24 protein-coding genes and 1 tRNA gene are annotated in these 23,760 nt (G+C 65.5%); 7 read left to right on the plus strand and 18 right to left on the minus strand.

The genetic code is table 11. The features are described from left to right. Nucleotides 1-185 precede the first annotated feature (185 nt). The 11 genes from AC1DKV_RS17595 to AC1DKV_RS17645 all read right to left on the minus strand — a co-directional run bounded on the left by AC1DKV_RS17595 (nt 186) and on the right by AC1DKV_RS17645 (nt 10,095). Nucleotides 186-1,439 (minus strand): NADH-quinone oxidoreductase subunit D, encoded by a 1,254-nt coding sequence (locus AC1DKV_RS17595; RefSeq protein ID WP_477137715.1) that lies wholly within the window; start codon nt 1,437-1,439, stop codon nt 186-188. An 8-nt stretch (nt 1,440-1,447) separates the two neighbouring features. Beyond that, nucleotides 1,448-2,047, minus strand: coding sequence for an NADH-quinone oxidoreductase subunit C (locus AC1DKV_RS17600; RefSeq protein WP_441649929.1), 600 nt, complete (start codon nt 2,045-2,047; stop codon nt 1,448-1,450). Between the two features lies 1 nt (nt 2,048). Further along, nucleotides 2,049-2,531, minus strand: coding sequence for a NuoB/complex I 20 kDa subunit family protein (locus AC1DKV_RS17605; protein ID WP_020203631.1), 483 nt, complete (start codon nt 2,529-2,531; stop codon nt 2,049-2,051). A gap of 6 nt (nt 2,532-2,537) precedes the next feature. Next, nucleotides 2,538-2,897, minus strand: a complete 360-nt coding sequence (locus AC1DKV_RS17610; protein WP_420992699.1) for an NADH-quinone oxidoreductase subunit A — start codon at nt 2,895-2,897, stop codon at nt 2,538-2,540. 164 nt (nt 2,898-3,061) lie between these two features. Next, nucleotides 3,062-3,146 (minus strand) — tRNA-Leu (locus AC1DKV_RS17615). A gap of 190 nt (nt 3,147-3,336) precedes the next feature. Beyond that, nucleotides 3,337-3,702, minus strand: a complete 366-nt coding sequence (gene secG, locus AC1DKV_RS17620; RefSeq protein ID WP_441612325.1) for a preprotein translocase subunit SecG — start codon at nt 3,700-3,702, stop codon at nt 3,337-3,339. A 46-nt stretch (nt 3,703-3,748) separates the two neighbouring features. Continuing rightward, entirely contained in the window at nt 3,749-4,486 is a 738-nt protein-coding gene (gene tpiA / locus AC1DKV_RS17625) for a triose-phosphate isomerase (protein WP_441612326.1), read from the minus strand. Nucleotides 4,487-4,600: 114 nt separating this feature from the next. Beyond that, nucleotides 4,601-5,605: an NAD(P)H-quinone oxidoreductase gene (locus AC1DKV_RS17630; RefSeq protein ID WP_441612327.1), complete on the minus strand. Its 1,005-nt coding sequence runs from the start codon at nt 5,603-5,605 to the stop codon at nt 4,601-4,603. Nucleotides 5,606-5,784: 179 nt separating this feature from the next. Continuing rightward, entirely contained in the window at nt 5,785-7,968 is a 2,184-nt protein-coding gene (pnp, locus tag AC1DKV_RS17635) for a polyribonucleotide nucleotidyltransferase (protein WP_441612328.1), read from the minus strand. A 412-nt stretch (nt 7,969-8,380) separates the two neighbouring features. After that, the gene (gene rpsO / locus AC1DKV_RS17640; RefSeq protein WP_441612329.1) at nt 8,381-8,653 is read right to left on the minus strand and encodes a 30S ribosomal protein S15; all 273 of its coding nucleotides are present in this window, start codon (nt 8,651-8,653) and stop codon (nt 8,381-8,383) included. A 194-nt stretch (nt 8,654-8,847) separates the two neighbouring features. Further along, nucleotides 8,848-10,095 (minus strand): branched-chain amino acid ABC transporter substrate-binding protein, encoded by a 1,248-nt coding sequence (locus AC1DKV_RS17645; protein WP_441612331.1) that lies wholly within the window; start codon nt 10,093-10,095, stop codon nt 8,848-8,850. A gap of 247 nt (nt 10,096-10,342) precedes the next feature. On the opposite strand from AC1DKV_RS17645, the gene AC1DKV_RS17650 reads away from it, so the two are divergent. Then, on the plus strand, nt 10,343-10,870 hold the full coding sequence (locus tag AC1DKV_RS17650; RefSeq protein WP_441643164.1) for a hypothetical protein: 528 nt from the start codon (nt 10,343-10,345) through the stop codon (nt 10,868-10,870). A 141-nt stretch (nt 10,871-11,011) separates the two neighbouring features. On the opposite strand, the gene AC1DKV_RS17655 is transcribed toward AC1DKV_RS17650, so the two are convergent. The 7 genes from AC1DKV_RS17655 to AC1DKV_RS17685 all read right to left on the minus strand — a co-directional run bounded on the left by AC1DKV_RS17655 (nt 11,012) and on the right by AC1DKV_RS17685 (nt 18,679). After that, on the minus strand, nt 11,012-12,550 hold the full coding sequence (locus tag AC1DKV_RS17655) for a 2-isopropylmalate synthase (RefSeq protein WP_441643165.1): 1,539 nt from the start codon (nt 12,548-12,550) through the stop codon (nt 11,012-11,014). Between the two features lie 357 nt (nt 12,551-12,907). Beyond that, nucleotides 12,908-13,402, minus strand: coding sequence for a peptidoglycan-binding protein LysM (gene lysM / locus AC1DKV_RS17660; RefSeq protein WP_441612335.1), 495 nt, complete (start codon nt 13,400-13,402; stop codon nt 12,908-12,910). A 169-nt stretch (nt 13,403-13,571) separates the two neighbouring features. Continuing rightward, nucleotides 13,572-14,474 carry a CDP-diacylglycerol--serine O-phosphatidyltransferase gene (gene pssA / locus AC1DKV_RS17665; protein WP_441612336.1) on the minus strand — a complete coding sequence of 301 codons (903 nt, stop codon included), beginning with the start codon at nt 14,472-14,474 and terminating at the stop codon, nt 13,572-13,574. Between the two features lie 43 nt (nt 14,475-14,517). Further along, on the minus strand, nt 14,518-15,162 hold the full coding sequence (locus tag AC1DKV_RS17670) for a phosphatidylserine decarboxylase (RefSeq protein WP_441612337.1): 645 nt from the start codon (nt 15,160-15,162) through the stop codon (nt 14,518-14,520). 154 nt (nt 15,163-15,316) lie between these two features. Continuing rightward, nucleotides 15,317-16,333: a ketol-acid reductoisomerase gene (gene ilvC, locus AC1DKV_RS17675; RefSeq protein ID WP_441612338.1), complete on the minus strand. Its 1,017-nt coding sequence runs from the start codon at nt 16,331-16,333 to the stop codon at nt 15,317-15,319. Between the two features lie 91 nt (nt 16,334-16,424). After that, the gene (gene ilvN / locus AC1DKV_RS17680; protein ID WP_020203618.1) at nt 16,425-16,916 is read right to left on the minus strand and encodes an acetolactate synthase small subunit; all 492 of its coding nucleotides are present in this window, start codon (nt 16,914-16,916) and stop codon (nt 16,425-16,427) included. Continuing rightward, nucleotides 16,916-18,679, minus strand: a complete 1,764-nt coding sequence (locus AC1DKV_RS17685) for an acetolactate synthase 3 catalytic subunit (RefSeq protein ID WP_441612339.1) — start codon at nt 18,677-18,679, stop codon at nt 16,916-16,918. The genes ilvN and AC1DKV_RS17685 overlap by 1 nt, the downstream gene beginning before the upstream one ends. 399 nt (nt 18,680-19,078) lie before the next feature. On the opposite strand from AC1DKV_RS17685, the gene AC1DKV_RS17690 reads away from it, so the two are divergent. From AC1DKV_RS17690 to AC1DKV_RS17715, 6 genes are all read left to right on the plus strand, one after another. After that, entirely contained in the window at nt 19,079-19,645 is a 567-nt protein-coding gene (locus AC1DKV_RS17690) for an RNA polymerase sigma factor (protein WP_020203616.1), read from the plus strand. After that, nucleotides 19,642-20,076, plus strand: a complete 435-nt coding sequence (locus AC1DKV_RS17695) for a DUF3619 family protein (RefSeq protein ID WP_441612340.1) — start codon at nt 19,642-19,644, stop codon at nt 20,074-20,076. The genes AC1DKV_RS17690 and AC1DKV_RS17695 overlap by 4 nt, the downstream gene beginning before the upstream one ends. A 2-nt stretch (nt 20,077-20,078) precedes the next feature. Further along, a complete protein-coding gene (locus AC1DKV_RS17700; protein WP_441612341.1) occupies nt 20,079-20,879 on the plus strand; it encodes a DUF3106 domain-containing protein in 801 nt (266 codons plus the stop codon). A gap of 150 nt (nt 20,880-21,029) precedes the next feature. Then, complete coding sequence (locus AC1DKV_RS17705) at nt 21,030-21,590, plus strand: RDD family protein (protein WP_441612342.1); 561 nt, start codon at nt 21,030-21,032, stop codon at nt 21,588-21,590. Continuing rightward, a complete protein-coding gene (locus tag AC1DKV_RS17710) occupies nt 21,587-22,564 on the plus strand; it encodes an esterase/lipase family protein (protein ID WP_441612343.1) in 978 nt (325 codons plus the stop codon). Before AC1DKV_RS17705 ends, AC1DKV_RS17710 begins: the two co-directional genes overlap by 4 nt. Before the next feature lie 131 nt (nt 22,565-22,695). Beyond that, the gene (locus AC1DKV_RS17715) at nt 22,696-23,721 is read left to right on the plus strand and encodes a UDP-2,3-diacylglucosamine diphosphatase (protein WP_441612344.1); all 1,026 of its coding nucleotides are present in this window, start codon (nt 22,696-22,698) and stop codon (nt 23,719-23,721) included. Nucleotides 23,722-23,760 lie beyond the last annotated feature (39 nt).

Here is a 23,760-nt window from a genome sequence, read left to right on the forward strand (position 1 = left end):
CGAGTCATTTGCGGTCATGCCCGCCACATGGCGCGCATTTCGCAGGTTTGCAGCCGTCGCTGCTGTTGCTGCCCGCATGTCAGAGGCATGCTGGGCCCACCGCGGGTTTCCCGTGGCAGGACGCGGGCTTTGCCCGTATCCCTGCCAGGGGCGCCCGGATCGTCGTCCGGGGCCGGCGGCTCTTGTTAGCGGTCGATTTCGCCGAAGACGATGTCCTGGGTACCGATGATCGTCACCGCATCCGCAATCATGTGGCCCTTGGCCATTTCGTCGAGGGCCGCCAGATGGGCAAAGCCCGGGGCGCGGATCTTCAGGCGGTACGGCTTGTTCGCGCCGTCGGAGATCGCGTAGATGCCGAACTCGCCCTTCGGGTGTTCCACTGCCGCGTAGGTCTCGCCCTCGGGCACGTGAATGCCTTCGGTGAAGAGCTTGAAATGGTGGATCAGCTCTTCCATGTTCGACTTCATGTCCACGCGCGACGGCGGCGTCACCTTGTGGTTGTCGCTCATCACCGGGCCGGGGTTGCGGCGCAGCCAGTCGATGCACTGCTTGATGATGTGGTTGGACTGGCGCATTTCTTCGATGCGCACCAGGTAGCGGGCATAGCAATCGCCGCCGATGCCGACCGGCACCTGGAAGTCCATGCGGTCATACACTTCGTAGGGCTGCTTCTTGCGCAGGTCCCACTCGATGCCGGAGCCGCGCAGCATCGGGCCGGTAAAGCCCATCTGCAGCGCACGCTCGGGACTCACCACGCCGATGCCGACCAGGCGCTGCTTCCAGATCCGGTTGTCCGTGAGCAGCGTCTCGTATTCGTCGACGTACTTCGGGAAGCGGTTGGTGAAGTCCTCGATGAAGTCGAGCAGGGAGCCCGAACGCGCCTCGTTCATGGCCTTGATGGCGCGCTCGTTGTGGATCTTCGACGCCTTGTATTGCGGCATCGTGTCCGGCAGGTCGCGGTACACGCCGCCCGGACGGTAGTAGGCCGCGTGCATGCGCGCGCCCGACACCGCCTCGTACATGTCGAACATGTCTTCGCGTTCGCGGAAGGCGTACAGGAAGACGGCCATCGCGCCCACGTCGAGCGCATGCGCGCCGATCCACATCAGGTGGTTCAGCAGGCGCGTGATCTCGTCGAACATCACGCGGATGTACTGCGCGCGGATGGGCACGTCGACGTCGAGCAGCTTCTCGATCGCCATCACGTAGGCATGCTCGTTGACCATCATCGACACGTAGTCGAGGCGGTCCATGTACGGCACGCTCTGGATCCAGGTCTTCTGCTCCGCCAGCTTCTCGGTGGCGCGATGCAGCAGGCCGATGTGCGGATCGGCGCGCTGGATCACTTCGCCGTCGAGCTCGAGCACGAGGCGCAGCACGCCGTGCGCTGCCGGGTGCTGGGGGCCGAAGTTCAGGGTGTAATTCTTGAGGTCTGCCATTGCGCTTCTCAGTGCTGCAAGCCGCCGTAGTTCTCTTCCCGGATCACGCGCGGCGTGATTTCACGCGGCTCGATGGTCACGGGTTGATAGATCACCCGCTTCTGCTCGGGGTCGTAGCGCATTTCGACGTAACCCGAGACCGGGAAATCCTTGCGGAACGGATGGCCGACGAAGCCGTAGTCGGTCAGCAGGCGGCGCAGGTCGTTATGGCCTTCGAATACGATGCCGTAGAAGTCGAACGCTTCGCGCTCGAACCAGTTGGCCGAGTTCCAGACGTCGTTCAGCGACGGCACCACGGGCACGTCGTCGTCGGGCGCGAACACGCGCACGCGCAGGCGCCAGTTATGGGTGATCGACAGCAGGTGCGTCACCGCGGCGAAACGGGGGCCGTCCCAGGCACCGTCGCCGTACGCGGAGTAGTCGACGCCGGCCACGTCGAGCAGCTGCTCGAAACGCAGCGAGGGATCGTCGCGCAGCATCAGCGCGGTTTCCAGGGAGTCGTCGGCCTTGACGATAAGGGTTAGCTCCCCTACCGCTTCCACCAGTTTCTGGATACGCTTGCCCAATGTTTTTTCGAGCGCGGCCTTCAGGGTATCGAGGTTCGCCATGTCAGCCCTTGCGCGCGATGGTATTGGTGCGACGGATCTTGTTCTGCAGCTGGATGACGCCGTAGATCAGCGCTTCGGCCGTCGGCGGGCAACCCGGCACGTAGATATCCACCGGCACGATGCGATCGCAGCCACGCACAACAGAATACGAGTAGTGATAGTAGCCGCCGCCATTCGCGCACGACCCCATCGAGATCACCCAGCGCGGCTCCGCCATCTGGTCATAGACCTTGCGCAGCGCGGGGGCCATCTTGTTGCACAGCGTGCCGGCGACGATCATCACGTCGGACTGGCGCGGCGACGGACGGAAGACCACGCCGAAGCGGTCCAGGTCGTAGCGTGCCGCGCCGGCATGCATCATTTCCACAGCACAGCAGGCCAGGCCAAACGTCATCGGCCACAGCGACCCGGTGCGGGTCCAGTTGATCAGCTTGTCAGCGGTAGTCGTGACAAAGCCTTCATTGAGAACGCCTTCGATTGCCATTTCACATCACTCCCAATCGAGCGCGCCTTTTTTCCAGATGTAGACGAAGCCCACGATGAATTCCAGCAGAAACACGCCCATGGAGAAGAAACCCGGCCAGCCGATGTCGCGCAGGGCTACACCCCACGGGAACAGGAAGGCGGTTTCGAGATCGAACAGGATAAAAAGAATAGCGATGAGGTAATAGCGCACGTCGAACTTCATGCGCGCGTCCTCGAACGCTTCGAAGCCGCACTCGTACGGAGAGAGCTTCGCGGGATCAGGTTTGTTGGGGCCGAGGATCCGGCCAATCGACATCAGTGCCACGCCGAGCACGACACCGAAGATGATGAAGATGAGGACGGGGAAGTAGGCTTCGAGATTCAAGGTACGGCCAGCCTTATCTGGAATGTTGTCAACAGCACCAGCGCATAGCGGCGTCCTGTTGCCCACCCCAAGCGCCATTCCGTAGAAATTACGACGCCGCCTTGCGGACTGGCCGGGACATGAATCCGGAATGAACCCCGGACCCATGTCCCGATCAAGTTGTTTGGTGCCGACGGCGAGACTCGAACTCGCACAGCTTTCGCCACTACCCCCTCAAGATAGCGTGTCTACCAATTTCACCACGTCGGCTGGGGGAGAAACAATATTGCCTCGCGCCAGGGTTTTTACACCCTTCGGAACTCTGGCTGGGATAACTTTATCCTGGCTGGAGCCCCGTCGCTGGGGGATCGTTTCAAGCCTTGCATTCTAACCCAAAAATCTTGTTTTGTTCAATGCACAACTACAAAAATCTTCAAGAATAAGTCGCAAGGCTGCTTGATTATTTCGGTACCGCAGGCGCAGCTGCGCCCGAGGCCGCCACTGCGGGCGTAGCGGGAGCCGAAGCGGCGGCAGGAGCCGGCGCGGATTGCGGCGCTGCGCCCATCACGCCCAGCGAAGCAGCGGGACGATAGTTGCCCATCAGCGTCAAGCTCAGCGTGCAGATGAAGAACAGCGACGCCAGCACGGCCGTGGTGCGCGACAGGAAGTTGGCCGAGCCGCTGGCGCCGAACAGGCTGCCAGAGGCGCCCGACCCGAACGCCGCGCCGACATCGGCGCCCTTGCCATGCTGCAGCAGCACCAGGCCGATCACGCCAAGCGCGGACAGTACCTGCGCCACTACCAACAAAGTTTTGAAAATTGCCATTTGGTTCGATTCGCTTGCCTGATCAGACCATGTGAGCGGCCGGCATTCAGGCGTTGCCGATCGCGAGGAAATCGTCCGACTTCAGCGAGGCCCCTCCGATCAGGCCCCCGTCGATGTCGGGCATGGAAAACAGTTCTGCCGCATTGTCCGGCTTGACGCTGCCGCCGTACAACATGGCCATGCCGGCTGCCACGCCGGCGTCGCGCGCCGCCACGCGGCCACGCAGGAAAGCGTGCACGGCCTGGGCCTGCTCGCTGCTTGCGGTCTTGCCCGTGCCGATTGCCCACACCGGTTCGTAGGCCAGCACGATGCGGCCGAGCTGCTCGGTCGAAAGCGCCTCCAGCACGGCATCGAGCTGGCGGCCGACGACCGCCTCGGTCTGGCCGGCCTCGCGCTGCGCCAGGGTCTCACCCACGCACACTACCGGCACGATGCCTGCTTCGAGCGCGCGCAACGCCTTGGCGGCCACCACGGCATCGACCTCGCCATGGTAGCTGCGGCGCTCCGAATGCCCCACCAGGGCGTAGGAAGCGCCGAACTCGGCGAGCATCGGAGCCGACACCTCGCCGGTGAACGCGCCGCGCGTCTCGGCCGAGACGTCCTGCGCCCCCCAGGCCACCGCCGAACCGGCCAGCAGCGACTGGCACTGCGCCAGGTACGGGAAGGGCGCACACACCGCCAGGCGGGCGCTTGCGGGCGCGGCCTTGATACCTGCCAGCAGGGCCGCGTTGGCGGCCAGGCTGCCGTGCATCTTCCAGTTGCCGATGACGAGCTTTTGTCTCACGGAGCGCCTCTCTTGATAAAACCCGCTATTGTAGCGTGGGCCAGGGCCCTACGCCACCGAAGCGACCTCAAATCGCGCCGGGAAGCACTCCGCGCGGCCGCGGGCCTCGCCTCCTTACCAGGTCAGGACGATCTTGCCGATGTGCTCGCTGGATTCCATCAGGCGATGCGCGTCGGCGGCCTGCGCGGCCGGGAAGGTCTGGTGGATCACCGGCTTGATCTTGCCCGCGGCCAGCAGGGGCCAGACATGCTGGTGCAAAGCCTGCGCGATCTCGCCTTTGAATGACACCGGACGCGGACGCAGCGTCGAGCCGGTCACGGTGATGCGGCGGCGCAGGATGTCGCCCAGCGGTATTTCGGCCTTGGCGCCGCCGAGCAGCGCGATGATGACGATACGGCCATCGTCGGCCACGCACGACAGCTCGCGCGCCAGGTAAGGCCCGGCCACCATGTCGAGGATGACGTCGGCGCCGCGGCCGCCGGTCAGCGCCTTGACCTCGGCGACGAAGTCCTCGGTCTTGTAGTTGATGGCGCGGTCCGCGCCCAGCGCCTCGCAGGCGCGGCACTTGTCGGCGCTGCCGGCGGTCACGAAGACCTTGTGGCCAAGCGCCTTGGCGATCTGGATGGCGGTGGTACCGATGCCGCTCGAGCCACCCTGGATCAGCAGCGTCTCGTCCTTGCCCAGCGGGCCGCGCCCCAGATAGCCCCGGTCGAACACATTGCTCCACACGGTAAAGAAGGTCTCGGGCAATGCCGCCGCCTCGATGTCCGACAGGCCTGCCGGCACCGGCAGGCATTGCGCCACCGGCGCGGCGCACAGCTCGGCATAGCCGCCGCCCTGCACCAGGGCGCAGACGCGGTCACCCAGCTTCAGGCCGAAGCGGTTGTCGGGGTGCGAGAGATCGCCGCCGGCCACCACGCCCGCCACCTCCAGTCCCGGCAGGTCGGACGCGCCGGGCGGCACGGGATAGTTGCCGGTGCGCTGGAACACGTCGGGGCGGTTGACGCCCGCGGCGGCCACGCGGATCAGGATCTCGCCGGGCCTGGCCTCGGGATCGGGACGCTGCGTCAGTTGCAGGACTTCGGGGGCGCCGTACTCACGGATTTCGATGGCTTGCATTGCTGCTCCTTGCGTTGCGCATGCCGCGGCTTCGCGCGCATGGCTGGGGATCGATGTTTGGGGTCCGCCGCGAAGGCCGGGGCTGGCCGTTGCAGCAGGCGAGACTGGCGGCAGTGTAAACAAAAAAACGGCTGGACATCGCCAGCCGTTTTTTCTGCTACGGGTACTGCCCGGACCGCTTACTGCTGCTGGTCCGCCGACGGTGCGGCCGGTGCGGCCGGCGCGGCCGGTGCCTCGCTGGTGTTGACGATCGGGCTGATGCTGCCGCCCTCTTCGGCCAGCGCGGCCTTCAGGGACAGGCGCAGGCGGCCCTTCTCGTCAGCCTGGATCAGCTTGACGCGAACATGCTGGCCTTCCTTGAGCCAGTCCTTGATGTCCTTGACGCGCTCGTTGACGATCTCGGAGATATGCAGCAGACCGTCCTTGCCCGGCAGGATGTTGACGATCGCGCCGAAGTCCAGCAGCTTGAGCACGGTGCCGGCGTAGATCTTGCCCACTTCGGCTTCCGCGGTGATGCCTTCGATGCGGCGCTTGGCTTCGGCCATGCCTTCGGTCGAGGTCGAGGCGATGGTGATGGTGCCGTCTTCCTGGATGTCGATGGTGGTGCCGGTTTCCTTGGTCAGCGCCTGGATGGTCGAGCCGCCCTTGCCGATCACTTCGCGGATCTTGTCCGGATGGATCTTCATGGTGATCATGCGCGGTGCATGCTCCGACAGCTCGGTGCGCGCGTGGCCCATGGCGTCCTGCATCTTGCCCAGGATATGCAGGCGGCCTTCCTTGGCTTGCGCCAGCGCGACCTGCATGATTTCCTTGGTGATGCCCTGGACCTTGATGTCCATCTGCAGCGCGGTGATGCCGGCGTCGGTGCCCGCCACCTTGAAGTCCATGTCGCCGAGGTGGTCCTCGTCGCCCAGGATGTCGGTCAGCACGGCGAACTTGTTGCCTTCCAGGATCAGGCCCATGGCCACGCCGGCCACGTGCGCCTTGACCGGAACGCCGGCGTCCATCAGTGCCAGGCAGCCGCCGCACACCGATGCCATCGACGACGAGCCGTTGGATTCGGTGATTTCGGAGACCAGGCGGATGGTGTAGGCGAATTCGTCGTCCTTCGGCAGCACCGGGATCAGCGCGCGCTTGGCCAGGCGGCCGTGGCCGATTTCACGACGCTTCGGGCTGCCCACGCGGCCGGTTTCGCCGGTGGCGAACGGAGGCATGTTGTAGTGGAGCATGAAGCGGTCGCGGTATTCGCCGGCCAGTGCGTCGATGATCTGCTCGTCGCCCTTGGTGCCCAGCGTGGCCACCACCAGCGCCTGCGTCTCGCCGCGGGTGAAGATGGCCGAGCCGTGCGCGCGCGGCAGCACCGACGAACGGATCTCGATCGGGCGTACCGTGCGGGTGTCGCGGCCGTCGATGCGCGGCTCGCCCGACAGCACCTGGCTGCGCACGATCTTGGCTTCGATGTCGAACAGCACGTTGCCCACTTCGACCTTGTCGGCTTCCACGCCGGCTTCGGCCAGCTTGGCCGTCACGGCGGCGTAGACTTCCTTGAGCTTCTGGCTGCGCGCCGACTTCTGGCGCAGCTGGTAGGCGTCCTGCAGCAGCGACTGCGCGATCTCGCCGACCTTGGCGATCAGCGCTTCGTTCTTCGGCGCCGGTGCCCAGTCCCACTCGGGCTTGCCGCCGTCGCGCACCAGGTCATGGATGGCGTTGATGGCGGTCTGCATCTGCTCGTGGCCATAGACCACGGCGCCCAGCATCACTTCTTCCGACAACTGGTGGGCTTCCGATTCCACCATCAGCACGGCGCGCTCGGTACCGGCCACGATCAGGTCGAGCTGCGAGGCGGCGATCTGCGAGCGGGTCGGGTTGAGCAGGTACTGCCCATCCTTGTAGCCGACGCGGGCGGCGCCCACGGGGCCGCTGAAGGGGATGCCCGACACGGCCAGCGCGGCCGAGGCGCCGATCAGCGCGGGGATGTCGGCCGGCACTTCCGGGTTCAGCGACAGCACGTGGATCACCACCTGCACGTCGTTGTAGAAACCTTCCGGGAACAGCGGGCGCAGCGGACGGTCGATCAGGCGCGAGGTCAGCGTTTCGTTTTCCGACGGACGGCCTTCACGCTTGAAGAAACCGCCGGGGATCTTGCCGGCGGCGTAGGTCTTCTCGATGTAGTCGACGGTCAGCGGGAAGAAGTCCTGGCCGGCCTTGGGCGACTTGGCCGCCACCACGGTGGCGAGCACCACGGTGTCTTCCACGTCGACGATCACGGCGCCGCCAGCCTGGCGGGCGATTTCACCGGTTTCCAGGCGCACCGTGTGCTGACCCCACTGGAATTCCTTGACGATCTTGTTGAACATGGTCATGAGCGTTCCTTTGTTCGTGCTTGCACGCATTGTGCAATGCCCGCGTTAGCAGCCGCGGGCGAACCGCCGGATGCGCGTCGGTCGCGGTCACAGGGAAGTGCTATGCCATTCCAGCGGGGTACCCGCCGGATACCACGCTGGAATGACACAAAGCCCCGCTTCCTTGCCCGACTCCGGTATGAAAAAAAGCTAAAGAACGAAGTAACTTACTCCGTTGCACGTCTTGGCGCAACGGGCGCCAGGCATGGCCGCCTGGCGATGCCGGGTGAAACGAACATCACTTGCAGCGTTGCGGACATCGGCCCGCAAAAACAAAATGCCTGCATCAGCGGGGCTGACGCAGGCATTCATGGCTTCACGCGAAGGCGTGCATTGCATCCATTCGTGCTGCCATCCGGACGATCCTGGGTGCTTACTTACGCAGGCCCAGCTTCTCGATCAGCGAACGATAACGGTCGGCATCGTTGGCCTTGAGGTAGTCCAGCAGGCGACGACGACGGCTCACCATGCGCAGCAGGCCGCGGCGGCTGTGGTGATCCTTCATGTTGGCCTTGAAGTGGGGGGTCAGTTCGTTGATGCGGTTGGTCAGCAGGGCGACCTGGACTTCGGGGCTGCCGGTGTCGTTGGTTGCACGTGCGAACTGCTTGATGATGTCGGTCTTGCTGCTGGTTTCGGCTACTGCCATGATGATTTCCTTTTCACTTGCGAACGCTACAGCGCGGAATACGCCGCCTGCGTCGTGCCCTTTGCGTCTTTCAGGCAATTTTGTCCTGGCCAGGCCGGAGCATCGGCACCCCGTTGGGTGATCCATCCGCGACCGGTTGGCTGTGACAGCCGGCGATTATAACGGAAATCCGGCGGCGCTTGCCAGGAAATCCCTCAGAACCGCTCCATCCGGCAAGTCGTGGGCAACGTGGTCTGCGCGGCCTTGAGCTTGCGCACCGTGCGGAAGCCGTAGCCCGAGCCCTCGTTGTCGAAGCGCACATCCCCTCCCTGCTTCTCCATCACGGACACATAGAGCGGCTGCAGGACCTGGTGGTCGTCGGCGCGGATGGTGGCGTCGTGGAAGTCGTTGACATAGCGCATGCCCTCCAGCGCGCGCGCCACCTTGACGGCATCGGTCGAACCGGCCTGCTCGATCGCGCGGGCCAGCATTTCCACCATCATCTGCATGCGCAGGTGCACGTAGTCGTCCCGTGGCTCCGGATAGCGCGAGCGGAAGGCCTGGTAGAAGGCGTCCGAGGCGGCTCCGCCGACATTCGGGTGCCATTCCGCCACCGCCAGCACCCGCCCTACCCCGGCGTCGCCCATTGCCGCGGGCGCGCCCAGGCCATTGCCGTAGAAGGTGTAGAACTTGGCGCTCAGGCCCCCTTCGCGCGCCGCCTTGACCATCAGCGTCAGGTCGTTGCCCCAGTTGCCGGTGACCACGGCATCCGCCCCGCTGGCCTTGATCTTGGCGATATACGGGGCGAAATCCTTGATCTTGCCGATCGGATGGAACTCGTCGCCCACGATGCGCAGTTCCGGGCGCTTGGAGGCGAGCATCTCGCGCGCGGAACGCGACACCTGGTGCCCGAAACTGTAGTCCTGGTCGATCAGGTAGACGCGGCGCACACTCGTGTCGGCGCGGATGACTTCGGTCAGGGCCTGCATGCGCATGTCAGCGCTGGCGTCGAAGCGGAAGTGCCAGAAACTGCAGCCTTCGTTGGTGAGCGCTGGGTCGACCGCCGAATAGTTCAGAAACAGCACGCGCGCATCCGTCTGACGCGCGTTGTGCCGGTTGACCGCGCCGACCAGCGCGCCTGCCACCGACGAACTGTTGCCCTGCAGGACGAAGGGAATGCGGCGATCCACCAGGCCGCGGAACTGGATCAGGCTCTCGTCGACATTGCCCTTGCTGTCGAAGGTGACCAGCTCGAACGGGCGCGCGCCCTGGGCGGTCTTGACGCCGCCGCGTGCGTTGACGCGGTCGATGGCGATCCGCAGGTTGCGCACCACCGCGTCGCCTGCATTGGCAAAAGGCCCGGACAGCCCCTCGATCATGCCCAGCCGGATCGGCTCCTGGGCGCCCGCGCCCGCGGCGACCAGCGCCAGCAGGCAGCCGGCCAGCCATCGTTTAACCAACATCGAGAGATCTCCCGCCAAAAGCGATGCATGGTAAGCCACGGCTCCGGCCGAGGCAAACCCCGCCACAGTGTCATACCAGGGCGATATTAGGCCGAGAAGAAGACACTATCGCGCAGATTGGGGCCGGGAGGTGCGTGTGTCACGTGAACCGCACACAACTTTCCGGCGCGGATACACTCTTAATCCTTATCAGCGCAGCAACGCAGCAACGCAGCAGCGCAACCACGCAATCCCGGGGAAGACCGCCATGAACACAGCCTTGCACCGCGCCGCCTGCTGCATCGCGCTCGCTGCGGCGGCCATCCTGCTATCCGCCTGCGCCACGCTGCAACCGGTGCAGGCGGGACAGAAACTGGTGGGTGCGCCGCAAGCCGACGTGCGCGCAATGTTTGGCCTGCCGACCGATACCTACCGCCTCGCGGACGGCACCGAACGCTGGATCTATTCCAGGCAACCGTTCGGGCGCCAGTCGTACGCGGCGGACTTCGACAGCAACGCACGCCTGACCTCGTTCCGGCAGATGCTGCAGACCAGCGAACTCTACAAGGCCAAGGTCGACGTCTGGACCAAGCTCGACGTGGAGCAGCATTTCGGCAAGCCGCGCGAACCCACGCAATACTTCCCGCTGATGAAGCGCGAAGTGTGGTCCTATCGCTTCCGCCACGAAGACAACTGGCCGTCGATGTTCAATTTCTATTTTGACGACGGCGGTGTACTGCGCCAGACGCAGATCACACCCGACCCGCTGGCCGACGGACCCGGCCGTCGCCGCTGAGGCGGCGCACGGGTCCGTCGCAACCCCGCGCCTTGCACGCGGGGAGAACGCAAAACGCCCGCCGGCGTCCTCGTGGGAACGCGGCGGGCCAGTCCAAGCCCGGCGGCCGGGTAGGCCGCGGGGCTTCCGCTCCGATCGGGATCAGATCTGCGGGTTGATCTTCTGCACGGCCTTGTCGTGCAGCTTGTTCAGCGCGGCCAGGTAGGCCTTGGCCGAAGCAGCCACGATGTCGGGGTCGGTGCCCACGCCGTTGACGATGCGCCCGGCCTTGGACAGCCGCACCGTGACTTCGCCCTGGGCCTGCGTGCCGGTGGTGATGGCGTTGACCGAATACAGCACCTGCTCCGCCCCGCTGTTGACCTTGCTCTCGATGGCATGCAGCGTGGCATCGACCGGGCCGTTGCCCTCGGCTTCGCCGACCACCTCCTGGCCATCCATATTGAAGACCACGCGCGCATGCGGGCGCTCGCCGGTTTCCGAATGCTGCGACAGCGAGATGAAGCGGAAGTGGTCGTTGACGTCGTGTGCCTCGTCGGAAACGATGGCCATGATGTCTTCATCGAAGATCTCGGCCTTCTGGTCCGCCAGCTCCTTGAAGCGCGTGAAAGCGGCGTTGACCTCGCTCTCGCTTTCGAGCTCGATGCCAAGTTCGTGCAGGCGCTGCTTGAACGCGTTGCGACCGGACAGCTTGCCCAGCACGATCTTGTTGGCGGTCCAGCCCACGTCTTCGGCCCGCATGATTTCGTAGGTGTCGCGCGCCTTGAGCACGCCGTCCTGGTGGATGCCGGAGGCATGGGCGAAGGCGTTGGCGCCGACCACGGCCTTGTTCGGCTGCACCACGAAGCCGGTGATCTGCGATACCAGCTTGGAGGCCGGCACGATCTGGGTGGTATCGACGCCGACATCCAAGTCGAAGTAGTCGCGGCGGGTCTTGACCGCCATCACCACCTCTTCCAGGCTGGTGTTGCCGGCACGCTCGCCGAGGCCGTTGATGGTGCACTCGACCTGGCGCGCGCCGCCGAGCTTGACCGCCGCCAGCGAATTGGCCACCGCCATGCCGAGGTCATTGTGGCAATGCACGGACCACACGGCCTTGTCGGAATTGGGAATGCGCTCGCGCACCGAGCGGATCAGCGCGGCGTAGCCTTCCGGCACCGCATAGCCCACCGTGTCGGGCAGGTTGATGGTGGTCGCGCCTTCGGCAATCACGCCTTCGAGCACGCGGCACAGGAAATCCATGTCCGAGCGGCTGCCGTCTTCGGGCGAGAACTCGATGTCGTCGGTGAACTGGCGCGCGAAGCGCACGGCGAGGCGGGCCTGCTCATAGACCTGGTCGGGCGTCATGCGCAGCTTCTTTTCCATATGCAGCGCCGAGGTGGCGATGAAGGTATGGATACGGAAGGAGTTGGCGGGCTTGAGCGCTTCGGCGGCACGCGCGATGTCCTTGTCATTGGCGCGCGCCAGCGAGCAGATGGTGGAATCCTTGACCACCTGCGCGATCGAGCGGATGGCCTCGAAATCGCCGTTGGAGCTTGCCGCGAAGCCGGCTTCGATCACGTCGACCTTCAGGCGCTCCAGCTGCCGCGCGATGCGGATCTTTTCATCGCGGGTCATGGAGGCGCCGGGCGACTGCTCGCCATCGCGCAAGGTGGTGTCGAAAATAATGAGTTTGTCGGACATGGGTGGGGCTCCTGGGCTTTATCTGTTGTGCTTTGCGTCTTGCGGACCTGGCTCGCGCTCCCGGCACGCTGGCGCTGAATGCAAAACGCCCCGGCGTGCAGTGATGCAGGCCGGGGCGTTTGTGAATCCTGTGTGACTTTGCGCGAGGGTGTTGGCTTCCCTCAGCGCGAACGCGTCCCGACCTGATGGCCTAGTAGGCCACCTAGAATGGTGCGGGCGAGTAGGGCTTGGCGCGAAATCATGTGAGCGACTATAGCCGAGAAGCCGGGCGCGCGCAATACGGTAGCAACAATCCCGATCGACGCGATCACGCGTCGCCTGCCGGGGCAGGAAAGCGCCCTGCCCCGGCGACCCGGCTCAGGCCTTGGGCGGGATGCGCAGCTTCTGGCCCGGATAGATCTTGTCCGGATGCGACAGCATCGGGCGGTTGGCCTCGAAGATGGCGTTGTACTGTGCGCCGTTGCCGTAGGCCGCCTGTGCGATGGCCCACAGCGTGTCGCCCTTGACCACGGTGTGCCATTGCGACTCGGCCGCCTCGACATTGACCGACATCTTGTCGTCGACCTTGTCCACGCCCTGCACATTGCCGCAGCACAGGATGATCTTCTCTCGCGTGGCCTGGTCCGGCGCCACGCCGAACACCGTCACCAGCCCCTGCGAGCCATCGACCTGCACCATCAGTCCGGTGGCGTCCAGGCCCATCTGCTTGATGTAGGCCTCGATGGCATCGCCGGCGGCGCGGTTGGCCGCGTCGGCGTCGGCCGCCGGCGCGGCATCCGGCGTTGCCGCCTTGGCTGCTGCGCCGCCGAACAGTTTCTCCCCTGCTTCCTTGATGAAGTCGAGCATGCCCATGAGAACCTCCTGTGATCGTGAAAAGAGAACAACGAGGGAACAGCAACCGGAGAACGAGAACAGCAACCCCGGGGGTCAGAGAGCCAAGATAAAAGAGTGGCGGAAAAAGCGCGAGAACAGAAGAGTAAGAAAAAGAAAAGGCGCCGCAGCGCCCTTTCGACCAACCGGGTCAGGAACGTTCGTTCCCGCCGTCGCGCAGCTTGCGCTCGCCGGCCGGGTGGCCGTGCAGCCCACGCCAGCCCCACAGCACATAACCCGAAATGGCATACGCCACGAACAGCCCGAACAGCGCCACCGGCGGATCGGTCGAGACCACCACGAACAACACCAGCACCAGCACCATCATGCCGAACGGCACGCGGTAGCGGACATCGAGGGCCTTGCCGCTGTAGAACGGCGCGTTCGACACCATCGACAGGCCGGCGTACAGCGTGATGCCGAACGCCACCCACGGCATCCACAGCTCCTTGACGGGCAGCTTGTTGTCGATCACCAGCCACACGAAGCCGGCCACCAGCGCCGCCGCCGCCGGGCTGGGCAGCCCCTGGAAGAAGCGTTTGTCGACCACGCCGATATTCGCATTGAAGCGCGCCAGGCGCAGCGCCGCGCAGGTGCAGTAGACGAAGGCCGCGATCCAGCCCCATTTGCCCAGGTCGTGCAGGATCCACTCGTACATCACCAGCGCCGGCGCCACGCCGAAGGAGGTCATGTCGGACAGCGAATCGTACTGCTCGCCGAATGCGCTCTGCGTATTGGTGATGCGCGCCACGCGGCCATCCATGCCGTCGAGCACCATGGCGGCGAAGATGGCGATGGCCGCCGTGTCGAAGCGCATGTTCATGGCCTGCACGATGGCAAAGAAGCCGGCGAACAGCGCCGCGGTGGTAAACGCGTTCGGCAACAGGTAGATGCCGCGCCGGCGCGGGCGCACGTACTCGATGTCGTGGTCTTCGCCGGCGGCGTCGTCGTAGCCGTCCTGTTCGTTTCCGCGCAGCTGGTTGTGGCGGAACGGACGCAGATGCGTCACGTTGCCGTTGCTGGCGCGCTTGTTGCGCCGGTTGAATGCACCCATGCCTGTTCTCCAGTGGCTCCGGTCTGTTGCGGCCGAGGCCCGATCAGTCCAGCTCGGCCAGGACGGTCGAAGAGGCCGACACCTTCTCGCCGATGGTCACGCGCGGGCGCGCATCCACGGGCAGGTACACGTCCACGCGCGAGCCGAAGCGGATAAAGCCATAGCGCTGGCCGCGCGACAGCGTTTCTCCAACCCGGGTATAGCAGAGGATGCGGCGCGCCACCAGGCCGGCCACCTGTACCAGCGTCACCACCTTGCCGTCGCCCGCGCGGCGGATCACCACCGCATTGCGCTCGTTTTCCAGCGAAGCCTTGTCGAGATCGGCATTGACGAACTTGCCGGCAAAGTACTCGACCTTCTCTACCTGGCCGTCCACCGACACACGGTTCGAATGCACGTTGAACACATTCATGAACACGCTGATCTTCAGCGCCTCGCGCCCGGCGTAGGGATCCTGGGTCTTCTCGACAACCACGATGCGGCCGTCGGCGGGGGCCAGCACGGCGTTCGGCTGGGCCGGGATCGGCCGCGGCGGATCGCGGAAGAACTGCAGCACGAACAGCGTAATGATCCACAGCGGCAAGGCCCACCAGAAGCCGGCGCTGACCTGCACCAGCAGCGAGATGACAAAGGCGCCGGCCAGGAATGGCCAGCCTTCACGGGCGATCAGCGGATGAGGATAGTTCATGCAATGCTTGGTAGAAGAAGAAAGTCTGACAAGGATAACAAAAAGCCGTCCAGCCCCCGCGCGAAAGCTCCCTCGGAACAGGGATTCGAACGCGCGGAAGACTGGACGGCCGCGGCCCGCCGCGCGGAACGGCGGGCCCAGACTGGATTCCGACTTAGTTCTTCGACTGGTCGACCAGCTTGTTCTTGGCGATCCAGGGCATCATGGCGCGCAGCTTGGCACCCACTTCTTCGATCTGGTGCTCGGCCGTCAGGCGGCGGCGCGAGATCAGGGTCGGGGCGCCGGCCTTGTTCTCGAGCAGGAAGCTCTTGGCGTACTCGCCGGTCTGGATGTCGGTCAGGCACTGCTTCATGGCCTTCTTGGTCTCCTCGGTCACGACGCGCGGGCCAGTGACGTATTCGCCGTATTCGGCGTTGTTGGAGATCGAGTAGTTCATGTTGGCGATGCCGCCTTCATAGATCAGGTCGACGATCAGCTTCAGTTCGTGCAGGCACTCGAAGTAGGCCATTTCCGGCGCGTAGCCGGCTTCCACCAGCGTCTCGAAGCCAGCCTTGATCAGCTCGACGGTGCCGCCGCACAGCACGGCTTGCTCGCCGAACAGGTCGGTTTCGGTTTCTTCGCGGAAGTTGGTCTCGATGATGCCGGCGCGGCCGCCGCCGTTGGCGGTAGCGTACGACAGGGCGATGTCACGGGCAGCGCCGGACTTGTCCTGGTGCACGGCGATCAGGTGGGGCACGCCGCCGCCCTGCGCGTAGGTCGAGCGCACGGTGTGGCCCGGCGCCTTCGGCGCGATCATGATCACGTCGAGGTCGGCGCGCGGGATCACGGCACCGTAGTGCACGTTGAAGCCGTGGGCGAAGGCCAGCGCGGCGCCTTGCTTGATGTTGTCGTGCACTTCGTTCTTGTACACGTCGGCGATCTGCTCGTCCGGCAGCAGGATCATGACCACGTCGGCGGTCTTGACGGCTTCGGCCACTTCCTTCACTTGCAGGCCGGCGTTGACCGCCTTGTTCCACGATGCGCCGCTCTTGCGCAGGCCGACCGTCACCTTGACGCCGGAGTCGTTCAGGTTCTGCGCGTGGGCATGGCCTTGCGAGCCGTAGCCGATGATGGTGACGTTCTTGCCCTTGATCAGGGAGAGGTCGGCGTCCTTGTCGTAAAACACTTTCATGATGGTTCCTTCAAGCTTTCGTTTTCGTGTGTCGGGGTAGCGGCTGCCACGCTGCATGTGCCGGCGCCGCCCATGGATACTGCAATCTGGTTCAGACCTTCAGGATGCGCTCGCCGCGGCCGATGCCCGAGCCGCCGGTACGGACGGTCTCCAGGATGGCGGCACGGTCGATGGCGTCCAGGAAGGCATCGAGCTTGACGCCGTTGCCGGTCAGCTCGATGGTATAGGTCTTCTCGGTGACGTCGATGATGCGGCCGCGGAAGATGTCGGCGGTACGCTTCATTTCCTCGCGCTCCTTGCCGACCGCGCGCACCTTGACGAGCATCAGCTCGCGCTCGATATGCGCGCCCTCGGTCAGGTCCACCACCTTGACCACTTCCACCAGGCGGTTCAGATGCTTGGTGATCTGCTCGATCACGTCATCCGAGCCGCTGGTGACGATGGTCATGCGCGACAGCGAGGCGTCTTCGGTGGGTGCCACCGTCAGCGTCTCGATGTTGTAGCCACGCGCCGAGAACAGACCCACCACGCGCGACAGCGCGCCCGGTTCGTTTTCCAGCAGGACCGAAATGATATGTCGCATTACAGGTCCTCCGCGCCGAGCAGCATTTCTGAAATACCCTTGCCGGCCTGCACCATCGGCCACACGTTTTCAGTCGGGTCGGTCTGGAAGTCGAGGAACACGGTACGGTCTTTCAGGCGGAAGGCTTCGCGCAGGGCGGGCTCGACATCGGACGTCTTCTCGACGCGCATGCCGATATGGCCATAGGCCTCGGCCAGCTTGACGAAGTCGGGCAGCGCATCCATGTAGGAATGCGAGTAGCGGTTGTCATACTCGATTTCCTGCCACTGGCGCACCATGCCGAGATAGCGGTTGTTGAGCGCGCAGATCTTGACCGGGGTGTCGTACTGCAGGCAGGTCGACAGTTCCTGGATGCACATCTGGATCGAGCCTTCACCGGTGATGGTCACCACTTCCTTCTCGGGGAAGGCTTTCTTGATGCCCATCGCGTACGGCAGGCCCACGCCCATCGTGCCCAGGCCGCCGGAGTTGATCCAGCGGCGCGGCTCGTCGAACTTGTAGAACTGCGCGGCCCACATCTGGTGCTGGCCGACGTCCGAGCAGATATACGCGTCGCCCTTGGTCAGCTCCCAGATCTTCTCGACCACATACTGCGGCTTGATGATCTCGGAATTGCGGTCGTACTTGAGGCAGTCCACCGAACGCCACTGCTCGATCTGCTCCCACCAGCGGGCCAGGGCCTCGCGCTTGGGCTTGACGTCGCTGGCCTGCAGCTGGGAGATGAGCTCCTGCAGCACGTCCTTGACGTTGCCCACGATGGGAATATCCACCTTGACCCGCTTCGAGATGGAAGACGGGTCGATGTCGATATGGATGATCTTGCGCGGCTGCGAGGTGAAGTGCCCCGGGTTGCCGATCACGCGGTCGTCGAAGCGCGCGCCAATGGCGATCAGCACGTCGCAGTTCTGCATGGCCATGTTGGCTTCATACGTGCCGTGCATGCCGAGCATGCCGACGAACTGCTTGCTGGTGCCGGGGAACGAGCCCAGGCCCATCAGCGTGTTGGTGACCGGATGGCCGGTCAGCGCCGCCAGTTGGCGCAACTCGTCGCTGGCGTTGGCCAGCACCACCCCGCCGCCCGCGTAGATGAACGGACGCTCGGCGTTCTGCAACAGCGCGAGCGCCTTGCGGATCTGGCCCGAGTGGCCCTTGTTCACCGGGTTGTACGAGCGCATGTCGATCGACTTGGGGTACTCGTACTTGCAGGCGTTGCGCGAGACGTCCTTGGGAATATCCACCACCACCGGGCCCGGACGGCCGGTCGCGGCGATATAGAACGCCTTCTTGATGGTCGAAGCGAGATCGCGGACGTCCTTGACCAGGAAGTTGTGCTTGACGATGGGGCGGGTGATGCCGACCGTGTCGCACTCCTGGAAAGCGTCCTGTCCGATGGCGTGCGTCGGCACGTTGCCGGTGATGATCACCATCGGGATCGAATCCAGGTAGGCAGTGGCGATGCCCGTCACCGCATTGGTGACGCCGGGACCCGAGGTCACCAGGGCACAGCCCACCTTGCCGGTCGCACGTGCATAGCCGTCTGCGGCATGGACCGCGGCCTGCTCGTGGCGCACCAGGATGTGCTCGATCTTCTTTTGCTTGTAGAACTCGTCGTAGATATACAGCACTGCGCCGCCGGGGTAGCCCCAGACGTACTCGACGCCTTCTTCGGCAAGTGCGTGAACGAGAATTTCCGCCCCGATCATTTCGGGTGCGGCAGATGAATTGCTGTCTGCGTGGGAGAATTCCGCGCTGGGCATGTTCATTTCAGTCCTTTGCAATTTTCGGCAAAAAATTGTTCGGATGCTCTCTGCCGGGCTTGTGGCACGGGTTCAAGCGGTGCGCGTCTGCATGGAAGACCGCCTCATAAGCGGCCGGATGAGACAACCACTGATGTCGTGAACCAACGATGATACTGCATTGCATCAGGATGGTCCATGGCTTTCTGATTGCCAGGGAAGCCCCCGCTGCCGGCTGCCATCCGGAGCCGCGATCTGGCCGCGCGGAGACCGCGGGACTACATGGGAGGGTCCTGAATGACCACAAGAGAGAACAAGGATGGTCACCCACAGGGTTATTTGCTAGCATTCCCCCCATTTTGGAAGTGCAGAAAGCCGTAACCTGCACATCCACCGGCCACGGCCTCACCGTCAGTACCCGCCTGCATGGCAACCGATCAGGAACTCTCCGACTTTCTCGCCAGCGTCGAACGGCGCGCCTTCAAACAGGCCGTGTTTGCAGTGCGCGACGACGAGGCCGCCCTGGACATCGTCCAGGACGCCATGATCAAGCTCGCCGAAAAATACGGCGACAAGAGCGCCGGCGAGCTGCCACCGCTGTTCCAGCGCATACTTCAGAACACCATCCACGACTGGTTCCGACGCCAGAAGGTGCGCAATACCTGGGTCACGCTGTTTTCCAACCTGCGCGATGACAGGGAAGGCGAAGATAATGACCTGCTCGACACTTTCGAGGCCGAAATCGGCTCCGAATCAGCGGAGAGCAGCGCCGACAAGGTAGAGCGCGCCCAGACCATGCACATCATCGAACAGGAGATCCAGCGTCTGCCGACACGTCAACGCGAAGCTTTCCTGATGCGTTACTGGGAGGATATGGACGTCGCGGAAACGGCTGCTGTCATGGGATGCTCCGAAGGTAGCGTCAAGACTCACTGTTCCCGTGCCACGCACACACTGGCGCAGGCATTGCGAGCGCGGGGGGTCCGACTATGAGCACCAGAAACGAAAAAGAAATCAACGAACGCCGCCTGGCACACGAGATCCGCACGGCACTGGATGCCTCGGCGAATGCGTTGCCGGCAGATGTGACCGAGCGGCTCGCGGCCGCGCGGCGGATCGCGCTGTCGCGCAAGAAGGCGCAGGCTGCCGTCGCCATGCCGCAACTGGCCGCGGCGGGCGTACACACGATCGACTTCGACGAAGACGATTCTCCGCTGCATCGCGCGGGCGCCTGGCTGCGCCGCCTCGGCCTGGTCTGGACGCTGGTGGCGCTGGGCGCCGGCCTGATCGGCATCTACCACTGGCAGCAGCAAAAGCGCGTCGACGAACTCGCCGACGTGGATGCCGCCATGCTGCTCGACGATCTCCCGCCGTCGGCCTACGCCGACCAGGGCTTCCACGTGTTCCTCAAGCGCGGTCAGTAGCGATGGCCAGTGCCCTCTTCCATCCCGCCGCATCGCGCCGGCGGCTGGCAGGCTTGCTGCTGGCCGGCGCCGCCTTTGCTGGCGCCTGGCTGCTCAATCCCTCTGCATGCCAGGCGCAGGGCGGCCGCCCGACCGGCGCCGCATCGTCCGCCGCCGGCGCCAGCATCGCCAACGCCCGCCCGGCCTGGTCCGAGCTCTCCGTCGTGCAGCAGCGCATCCTGGCTCCGCTGGAAGGGGAATGGAACACATTCCCCGAGCTGAATCGCCGCAAATGGCTGCAGATCGCCGAGCGATACCAGAAGCTTTCGCCGGCCGAGCAGGCGCGCCTGCAGACCCGCATGACAGAATGGGTCAAGATGACGCCGCAGCAGCGCCGGCTGGCGCGCGAAAACTACCAGATCACGCGATCACTGCCCCCGCAGAAGAAGGCCGAAGCCTGGGACAAATACCAGCAGTTACCGGAAGAACAGAAGAAGAACCTGGCCGCCGCCGAAAAAGTGCCGCGCCGCCCGGGTGCGGTCAGCGCGCTGCCGTCCGGCAAGCGCCTGCCCGCCGAAACCACCCGCCAGCTGCATCTGGAAAAGAAGGCACCCGCCGGTAACCGCGCAACCGTCGCGCATCATCCGGCATCGGCAGCCATTGCGCATGCATCCGATGCGCAGGCCGGACAGCACGCACCGGCCGCGCCGGCAACCCCGGCCAGTGCGGTCGCCGCGACGGATACCCCGCGCGAGGCCAACACCGAGGCCGTGACCAGCAGCGCCATCGGCCCGGCCAGCCCGGACGAGCCGGTACGCCGCTGAACCCTGCACGCCGGGCGCCCTTCCCGGCGCCCCGGGCCAGTCCCGGCTTTGGCATAATCCCCTTTCGCGCCCGCCCGTCCGACCGCGCCGCGACAGCGTCAGCCGCCGCGCATGACCCCAGGCGCGGCATCGCCCTCCCCCAATTCCGCCATGCCCGCCGCGACCACGTCCAAACCCACCGCCAAGACCTCCCCCGCCCCGGCCAGCGCCCCGCGTCCGGCGCAAGCACCCTCGCTGCGCCGCCGCGTCGCCTGCATGCTTTATGAAGGCGTGCTCCTGTTCGGCGTGCTGAGCGCATCGACCGCGCTCTACCTGCTGGGGCGCCCCGCGCTGCAGCGCCTGGGCCTGGACGGCACCTTTGCCATGCAAGCCTGGAGCTTCCTGGTGCTGGGCTGCTACTTCGCCTGGTTCTGGCAGCGCAACGGCCAGACGCTGGCCATGCAGACCTGGCGCATGCGCGTGGAGACCGCCGCCGGCGTGCCGCCGCGCTGGCCGCGGGCCGCCTTGCGCTACCTGCTGGCCTGGCTGTGGCTGCCGCCCTCGGCGGCGGTGGGCCACGCGCTCGGACTGGTCAAGGGCCCCTTCGTCGGCGCCCTGGCCGTTGGCCTGCTGATCTGGATCCTGCTGGCGTGGCTCGACCCGCGGCGCCAGTTCCTGCACGACCGCCTGGCGGGGACGCGCCTGACCGACCTGCGCCCGCCCAAGCCATGACGCTGTCGGCCGCCGCCTTGCGCCGCATCGCGGTGGCATTGCAGGCCGCCGCAGCGCTGGGTTGTGCCGCCGCCCTGCACGACTGGTTCGGCTGGACGCTCGCCGCGGGCCTGCTGGGCGGTCTGGTTCTCGCCCTCCTCGTCCTTGGCCTGTCGGTCGCCGCCGCCTTCGCCATCTCCCTGCGCGGCCTGGGCGTGCCCGCCGCAATGCGCCCCCCGCTGCCGCCCGCCCTGCTGGCGACACGCTGCGCGCGCCTGACGCCGGCGCGGGCGCTGGCCTGCCACGCGCGCGAATGCCTCGCCGTGTTCCGCATGTTCAACTGGCTCCAGCCTTTCTGTTCGCACCGGCGCTTCGTGCCGGCCCGCGCCCCCGGCGCACGGCCGCCGCTGCTGCTGGTGCACGGCTACGGCTGCAACCACGCGGTGTGGCTCGACATGCAGCCGGCGCTCGCGGCGGCCGGCTATCACTGCGAGGCCATCGACCTGGAACCGGTGTTCGGCGATATCGAGCACTACGCGCTCGAAGTCCGCGCAGCCATCGCGCGCATTGCCGCCACCACCGGCCAGGCCCCGCTGCTGCTGTGCCACAGCATGGGCGGGCTGGCCGCGCGTGCCGCCATGGCGGGCCGCGGTGCGCCACCGCCGTGCCGCGGCATCGTCACGCTCGGCACGCCGCACCACGGCTGCGCGCTGGCACGCTACGGCAGCGGCTTCAATGCCCGCCAGATGCGCTGCGGCAGCGCGTGGCTGCGCGCGCTGGCGATGCGCGAAACGCCGCGCCAGCGCGCCGCGCTGGTATCGATCTTCAGCTGGCACGACTCCATTGCCGGCCCGGCCGGTTCTTCCTGGCTGGAGGGCGCCCACCATGTCCCGCTCGCCGGCATCGGCCACGTCAGCCTGCTGCGCGATCCGCGCGTCACGCAGGCCGCGCTGGGCGCGCTCGCGCAACTGTCGGCGGTGGCGCCGGCCGCCTGAGCCCCCCGCCGCGCCGGGCGCCGGCGGCTTCTTTTTGCCGGCACGCCACAGTCATATGACATTCATGTTTCCGTCACGGCTCCGTCATCGCCGGCTGGCCCAATGCAGCCATCGTCGCTACCGAGGCCGCCATGGTTCAAGCCCTTCGTTCTGCCCGCGGACACCTGGCAAAGGCCGCGCAACTGCTGCGCGGCCGCGCTGGCGGATCGCCATCGCTGCCCCGCCCTTCGTCCCTGCCCGCCGCGCTGGCCGCCTTCATGCCACCGGCCAGCGCCCTGCAGCAACGCCCCCCGGCGCGCGGGGCCGCCACCCCCGCCTCCGCCAGCCTGCCTCCTCCCGCCGCCACGCCCCAGCCCCCGCATCCCACCCATCCGATCCGCCACTACCGCGCCATCTGGCTGTCGGACATCCATCTCGGCACGGCCGGCTGCCAGGCCGACTACCTGCTCGATTTCCTCAAGCACAATGAATCGGACCAGCTCTACCTGGTCGGCGACATCATCGACGGCTGGCAGTTGCGGCGCGGCTGGTACTGGCCGCAAAGCCACAACGACGTGGTGCAGAAGCTGCTGCGCAAGGCGCGCAAGGGCACCGAGGTGATCTACGTGCCCGGCAACCACGACGAAGTGGCGCGCCAGTTCGACGGCCTCGCCTTCGGCGACATCACGGTGCGCGAGGATGCCATCCACGTGACCGCCACCGGGCGCCGCCTGTGGGTGGTGCACGGCGACCTGTTCGACGGCGTGGTGCAGCACGCGCGCTGGCTGGCCTACCTGGGCGATTCGCTCTACACCCTGATCCTGGCCATCAACCGCCACTTCAACCGCATCCGCGCGCGCCTGGGCTTCCCGTACTGGTCGCTGTCGCAATACCTCAAGCACCAGGTCAAGAACGCGGTCAACTACATCAACTCCTTCGAGCACGCGATGGTGGACGAAGCGCGCCGACGCGGCTGCGACGGCGTGGTCTGCGGCCACATTCACAAGGCCGAGATCCGCGAGGTGGACGGACAGCTCTACTGCAACGACGGCGACTGGGTGGAAAGCCTGTCGGCCCTCGTCGAGACGCAGGAGGGCGAGCTGCAGATCGTCTACTGGACCACGCTGCTCGACGCTCCCGCCACGGCCGGCCGCCGCGCCGCCGTCACCGCGGCCTGAGCGCCCGCGCCAGCCACCAACGCATCGCCCTGGCCTCGC

It is taken from the genome of Cupriavidus sp. 05T41 (genome assembly GCF_056396525.1).

Bases quoted from the DNA above. Each gene is read 5' to 3' on its own strand.
- AC1DKV_RS17670 (WP_441612337.1), bottom strand. From the start codon at position 15,162: ATGAACTATCCTCATCCGCTGATCGCCCGTGAAGGCTGGCCATTCCTG.
- AC1DKV_RS17655 (WP_441643165.1), bottom strand. From the start codon at position 12,550: ATGTCCGACAAACTCATTATTTTCGACACCACCTTGCGCGATGGCGAG.
- AC1DKV_RS17705 (WP_441612342.1), top strand. From the start codon at position 21,030: ATGCCCGCCGCGACCACGTCCAAACCCACCGCCAAGACCTCCCCCGCC.
- secG (WP_441612325.1), bottom strand. From the start codon at position 3,702: ATGGCAATTTTCAAAACTTTGTTGGTAGTGGCGCAGGTACTGTCCGCG.
- AC1DKV_RS17600 (WP_441649929.1), bottom strand. From the start codon at position 2,047: ATGGCGAACCTCGATACCCTGAAGGCCGCGCTCGAAAAAACATTGGGC.
- rpsO (WP_441612329.1), bottom strand. From the start codon at position 8,653: ATGGCAGTAGCCGAAACCAGCAGCAAGACCGACATCATCAAGCAGTTC.
- AC1DKV_RS17650 (WP_441643164.1), top strand. From the start codon at position 10,343: ATGAACACAGCCTTGCACCGCGCCGCCTGCTGCATCGCGCTCGCTGCG.
- ilvC (WP_441612338.1), bottom strand. From the start codon at position 16,333: ATGAAAGTGTTTTACGACAAGGACGCCGACCTCTCCCTGATCAAGGGC.
- AC1DKV_RS17645 (WP_441612331.1), bottom strand. From the start codon at position 10,095: ATGTTGGTTAAACGATGGCTGGCCGGCTGCCTGCTGGCGCTGGTCGCC.
- AC1DKV_RS17695 (WP_441612340.1), top strand. From the start codon at position 19,642: ATGAGCACCAGAAACGAAAAAGAAATCAACGAACGCCGCCTGGCACAC.
- AC1DKV_RS17700 (WP_441612341.1), top strand. From the start codon at position 20,079: ATGGCCAGTGCCCTCTTCCATCCCGCCGCATCGCGCCGGCGGCTGGCA.
- pnp (WP_441612328.1), bottom strand. From the start codon at position 7,968: ATGACCATGTTCAACAAGATCGTCAAGGAATTCCAGTGGGGTCAGCAC.
- ilvN (WP_020203618.1), bottom strand. From the start codon at position 16,916: ATGCGACATATCATTTCGGTCCTGCTGGAAAACGAACCGGGCGCGCTG.
- AC1DKV_RS17595 (WP_477137715.1), bottom strand. From the start codon at position 1,439: ATGGCAGACCTCAAGAATTACACCCTGAACTTCGGCCCCCAGCACCCG.
- pssA (WP_441612336.1), bottom strand. From the start codon at position 14,474: ATGGGTGCATTCAACCGGCGCAACAAGCGCGCCAGCAACGGCAACGTG.
- AC1DKV_RS17685 (WP_441612339.1), bottom strand. From the start codon at position 18,679: ATGAACATGCCCAGCGCGGAATTCTCCCACGCAGACAGCAATTCATCT.
- AC1DKV_RS17715 (WP_441612344.1), top strand. From the start codon at position 22,696: ATGGTTCAAGCCCTTCGTTCTGCCCGCGGACACCTGGCAAAGGCCGCG.
- AC1DKV_RS17710 (WP_441612343.1), top strand. From the start codon at position 21,587: ATGACGCTGTCGGCCGCCGCCTTGCGCCGCATCGCGGTGGCATTGCAG.
- AC1DKV_RS17690 (WP_020203616.1), top strand. From the start codon at position 19,079: ATGGCAACCGATCAGGAACTCTCCGACTTTCTCGCCAGCGTCGAACGG.
- lysM (WP_441612335.1), bottom strand. From the start codon at position 13,402: ATGGGCATGCTCGACTTCATCAAGGAAGCAGGGGAGAAACTGTTCGGC.
- AC1DKV_RS17605 (WP_020203631.1), bottom strand. From the start codon at position 2,531: ATGGCAATCGAAGGCGTTCTCAATGAAGGCTTTGTCACGACTACCGCT.
- AC1DKV_RS17630 (WP_441612327.1), bottom strand. From the start codon at position 5,605: ATGCAAGCCATCGAAATCCGTGAGTACGGCGCCCCCGAAGTCCTGCAA.